Source organism: Mesorhizobium sp. M7A.F.Ca.CA.004.12.1.1 (assembly GCF_003997835.1).
In the GTDB taxonomy this organism is placed as follows: Bacteria; Pseudomonadota; Alphaproteobacteria; order Rhizobiales; family Rhizobiaceae; genus Mesorhizobium.
Genome location: NZ_RZRK01000525.1, coordinates 1 through 4,352 on the forward strand (window position 1 = coordinate 1; position 4,352 = coordinate 4,352).

Here is a 4,352-nt window from a genome sequence, read left to right on the forward strand (position 1 = left end):
CGCTCGTGGACCTGCCCCCATGTCTTCGCACCCGGTCGCACGGTGGCGGAAAACTTCCACTAGACCGCTTGCCGCATGACCCGAAAATCGGGATCGATTTTCGGAAAGGATCATGCGCAAATTAAAAGTGCTACAGCGTCCTTTGCGCATCCAAACGGACGCGCGGCGCTATAGTGGCTCCCCATAGCATGAGTCCGGAAGCTGGAAAGGGTTCGTCTCGATGAAAAAAGCCAAAGAAAGTCCCGCCGCGCCAACTGCGGGGCCGCTGAAGATCAGGATCGGCGGCAAGGAGAGGGAGTTCGACATCGAAAATCCCGTGCTTCCCGACTGGGTCGAGGACAACAAGCTGACCGCTGGCGGCTATCCCTACGACAAGAAGATGAAAAGCGACGAGTATGACGAGATGCTCGAGAAGCTGCAGATCGAGCTGGTCAAGGCGCAGGCCTGGCTGCAGTCGACCGGCAAACGGGTGATGGCGCTGTTCGAAGGTCGCGATGCTGCAGGCAAGGGCGGCACGATCTTCGTGGTGCGCCAGTACCTCAATCCGCGCACGGCACGCAACGTGGCGCTGACCAAGCCGACCCCGACCGAGCTTGGGCAATGGTACTACCAGCGCTATGTCGACCACTTCCCGACTTCAGGCGAATTCGTCACCTTCGACCGTTCCTGGTACAACCGCGCCGGTGTCGAGCCGGTGATGGGTTTCTGCACCCCGCAGCAGCACGAGCAGTTTCTTGAGGAGACGCCGCATTTCGAGCGGATGATCTCCAACGAGGGCATCCACTTCTTCAAATTCTGGCTGAACATCGGCCGGGAAACGCAGCTCGAGCGCTTCCATGACCGTCGCTACAGCCCGCTGAAGAGCTGGAAATTTTCGCCCATCGACGTTGCAGGCATCACCAAGTGGGACGACTACACCAAGGTGCGCGACACCATGTTCGAGCGCACCCACAAGGAATTCGCGCCGTGGATCATCGTACGGGCCAATGACAAGCGGCGCGCGCGGCTGGCGATCATGCGGCGCATCCTGTCGTCTCTGCCCTATGAGGGGCGCGATCTCGAAATCATCGGCAAGGAAGACAAGAAGATCATCGGCGAAGGGCCGTCATTCCTCGGCAAGCAGGATTGACGCTTCCGCGCCGCGCGGCCTTGGCCGCGCGGCGCGTTCCTTGAGGCTTTCGCTCAGGCCGCGAGCCGGGCGATGCGTTGCAATCGCCGCAGCGTGGTGTCGTCCTGCAGCGCCTGCTGGAAAAGCGAAATCTCCTGATCGATGCGGTCGCAGAGGGCCTCGGTGTTCCCTTTCAGCAGGCCGCGCGTCTGCAGCAGGGCTGCGACCGGCTTCTTGACAAGCTGTCTCGCCCGGCCGAGCGCCGCTTCCTCGACGGTGCCGCCCGGCACGATCTCGGCGACGAGGCCGAGCGCCCTGGCGTCCTCGGCGCGAAGCGTGTCGCCGAGGCAGAAGAAGCGGAAGGCACCGGCATAGCCGAGCTTCTGCGGCGCCAGGATGCTGGTCGCCGCGTCCGGCACCAGGCCGAAATCGACGAACGGCACCCTGAACGTGCTCTCATCGGACGCGATCACCATGTCGCAATGGAACAGGATGGTGCAGCCGACACCGACGGCATCGCCGTCAACGCAGGCAAGGATGGGCTTGGGAAACGTCGCCAGCGTGCGGAACAGGTCGGTGACGGCGGCAATCAGTTTCTGGTGCTTGGTGGCGTCGAGGAATTCGGAGAAGTCGCCGCCCAGACAGAAACAGCCTGCCAGGCCGCGCAGCACGACGACGCGAACCTCCTCATTGTCGGCGGCTTCATGGAAGGTCCTTGCCAGGCTTTCATAGGCTCTCCTGTCCAGCACCGGCCGGCCGTCACTCGACGACACGGTGACGACCAGCGTGTGGTTGCGAAGTTCAGGTTGCGGGTGTGTGCTCATGGCTGTCTCCGATCTCATGACGCACGCCTTTGCCCGAGCATGTCGGGATATCCCCTGGCCAGCACGGGAGCAAAATGATTGCGGCGCGACCGCACCACATCGAGTGTGTGTTCGTTGAAGGTCAGCAAGGTGGCGACGACCTGCTGGTTGCCATAGGTGCGCTGATAGCCCAGCGGGGTCGCCAGGAAATGCAGCTGCAAGGCGCGCAGCACCCACATCGGCTCGAACTCGATGATCACCTTGTCGACGCCGCGCTTCAGCCCCCACTCGACGAAACCGGCAATCAGTTCGGTGCCGACGGTCGAAACGCCGCGACGGCCGTCACGAAAACCGGGAGCCACCGCGTAGCGGGTCAATTCCCAGATGTTTGGACCCGATGGCGGCGTTCCTTCGGAAAGATCGGTCAAGACCTCGGTCAGCAGATGTGGGCGCGTCGTCGGCAACATCCTCTGATAACCCGCCACTTCACCGCCTCTGATGACGATCTGATGGACCGCCTCGTCGTGATCGAACTGGTCGAGTTCGAGCCCGTCGGGCCGCCTGAGGTCATCCCACCCCATCTCTTCGACGAATATCTTGTAGCGCAAACGATGGACGGCCTCCCAAAGGTCGGGACGTTCCATCAATTCCTGGGTTGTAAGGGAAAAAAGCATTCCGCCGTCTCCTGCGTTCAGAGGAAGATACGGCCGTGCTTTGATGAGAAAATTGCGTGATCGCGTAGGCAAAAATTCCAGGTCGGCACGGCCGACCTAACTAATGTAGCCGCGCCGTATCGCTTCCGCGACGGCCTGCACCCTGTTGACGGCACCTAGTTTGCTTTTGGCGTTAAGAAGATGTTTCTCCGACGTGTGTTCGGAAATGCCGAGGATTTGCGAAATCTCCCATTCGGACTTGCCGACGGCGGCCCATTGCAGGCATTCGCGCTCGCGCGGCGTCAGCACGATATGATCGATGGTGTTGCTCGCCATGGTGTGGAGTTGCATGGCGCGGCCAACCGCATAGGTCGAGACCAGCGACACCTGGCCAAATTCGGCGGCGGACAATTCCACAGCCTCGCCGCCGAGCGACACCATGACGATCTGGCCGTCAAGCGTGATCAACGGAAAGGCCAATCCATCACGCAGTTTGAAGGCGCCGGCATCGCCCATCACCTCGCCGCTGCTCTTGTCTATGCGGATGCCCTGCGACGCCTCGTGCCACTGGAAGGGCGCCTGCAACTGTTTCATATGGCTGACGACCGGGTCATGATCGACATAGTTGCGCGCGACATAGCGCTCCAGCCATTCGCCCGGCCAATCGCAGAGAAGCACATGCTGCTTTTGCTGGCCGGCCGGCGTGCCTGGCTGCGGTACGGTTCCCGCCATCAGCGCGGTGAGGCCGAAATCCGATGTTATGCCCAGCAGCCTTTCACAGACCGCCGCCGCCGTTGCGGCGTGCTGCAGTTGGTCTATGTATTCCAGCGTGCGATCGAACTGACCCATCGCAACATCAACCCCATGTTGCCTCGTGCATTGCGGCCAATGATGCGTGCCTGATTTACACTTCGCCACCGACCACGGATTGCAAATCGCATACTTATTTTGTGGCTTCCCTCACCGAGGCGGCCGAAGCTGATTTGCAAACCGGCTAAATCATATCCTGAAATCGGCGGGTTGAAATCAAAAACCATTGTGCCTGTACCATTTTCGTACCAAAACCGGTGCGAGCACGACTGTGGCGGAGTTTTATCTTGGCGTTCCGGTGGAGGTCCTTCGCCCTTGCGATGCTGATCGGCTTGCTGTCGTTCGCCGACGGCGCGCGCGCCGCGGCGCCTCAGGTTCCGGTGCTGTGGGATGCCAAGGAGCGGCTGCCCAAGCCAGACCTTTCGACGCTGCCCCGGCTGAGGTTCCTGACCACCACGGACTTCCCGCCCTTCAACTTCCTTGACGGCGCGGGAAAGCTGTCCGGCTTCCATATCGATCTGGCACGCGCCATCTGCGCCGAGCTTGGCATTGTCGAAAAATGCCAGATCCAGGCCCTGCCCTGGGCCGAGCTGGAAGGCGCACTGCGGAAAGGCGAAGGCGAGGCGATCATCGCCGGCATCGCCGCAACACCGGAATCGCGCGCGACCTACGCCTTCTCACGCTCCTATCTGCAGTTTCCAGCGCGCTTCATCATGCCGAAAGGCAAGGCGCTGACCGAGCCCATCTTTGACAAATTGCACGGCAAGCGTGTCGGCGTAATATCAGGCTCGGCGCATGAACGCATGCTGCGCGACTATTTCAACACGGTTCAGGTCGTCCCTTTCGACAGGCCGGAGGACCTCTATGCCGATCTCAAGGCCGGCAAGGTCGACGCCGCCTTCGGCGACGGCATGCGCCTGGCCTTCTGGCTGGGCGGCTCGGACGCGGCGGGCTGCTGCCGCTTTGCCGGCGGGGCCT

5 protein-coding genes are annotated in these 4,352 nt (G+C 61.5%); 2 read left to right on the plus strand and 3 right to left on the minus strand.

All coding sequences use genetic code 11. The annotated features are described in order from the left end of the window. Positions 1 to 220 precede the first annotated feature (220 nt). The gene (gene ppk2, locus EN984_RS24185) at positions 221 to 1,129 is read left to right on the plus strand and encodes a polyphosphate kinase 2 (protein ID WP_127267149.1); all 909 of its coding nucleotides are present in this window, start codon (positions 221 to 223) and stop codon (positions 1,127 to 1,129) included. 53 nt (positions 1,130 to 1,182) lie between these two features. Here the strand turns inward: ppk2 and EN984_RS24190 are convergent, their stop codons facing one another. The 3 genes from EN984_RS24190 to EN984_RS24200 form a co-directional block, all read right to left on the minus strand. Continuing rightward, positions 1,183 to 1,932, minus strand: a complete 750-nt coding sequence (locus tag EN984_RS24190; protein WP_013533649.1) for an enoyl-CoA hydratase-related protein — start codon at positions 1,930 to 1,932, stop codon at positions 1,183 to 1,185. A 14-nt stretch (positions 1,933 to 1,946) separates the two neighbouring features. Beyond that, positions 1,947 to 2,585, minus strand: coding sequence for an acyl-homoserine-lactone synthase (locus EN984_RS24195; RefSeq protein ID WP_013533650.1), 639 nt, complete (start codon positions 2,583 to 2,585; stop codon positions 1,947 to 1,949). Positions 2,586 to 2,681: 96 nt separating this feature from the next. Further along, positions 2,682 to 3,413 (minus strand): LuxR family transcriptional regulator, encoded by a 732-nt coding sequence (locus tag EN984_RS24200; protein WP_127267150.1) that lies wholly within the window; start codon positions 3,411 to 3,413, stop codon positions 2,682 to 2,684. Between the two features lie 248 nt (positions 3,414 to 3,661). Between EN984_RS24200 and EN984_RS24205 the strand changes: the two genes are divergently transcribed. After that, positions 3,662 to 4,352 (plus strand): transporter substrate-binding domain-containing protein (locus EN984_RS24205; RefSeq protein ID WP_127383997.1); only part of this gene is annotated, 691 nt, incomplete at its 3' end.

Excerpts from the sequence above, each read along its gene's own strand:
- EN984_RS24195 (WP_013533650.1), bottom strand. The coding sequence starts at position 2,585 with ATGCTTTTTTCCCTTACAACCCAGGAATTGATGGAACGTCCCGACCTT.
- ppk2 (WP_127267149.1), top strand. The coding sequence starts at position 221 with ATGAAAAAAGCCAAAGAAAGTCCCGCCGCGCCAACTGCGGGGCCGCTG.
- EN984_RS24190 (WP_013533649.1), bottom strand. The coding sequence starts at position 1,932 with ATGAGCACACACCCGCAACCTGAACTTCGCAACCACACGCTGGTCGTC.
- EN984_RS24200 (WP_127267150.1), bottom strand. The coding sequence starts at position 3,413 with ATGGGTCAGTTCGATCGCACGCTGGAATACATAGACCAACTGCAGCAC.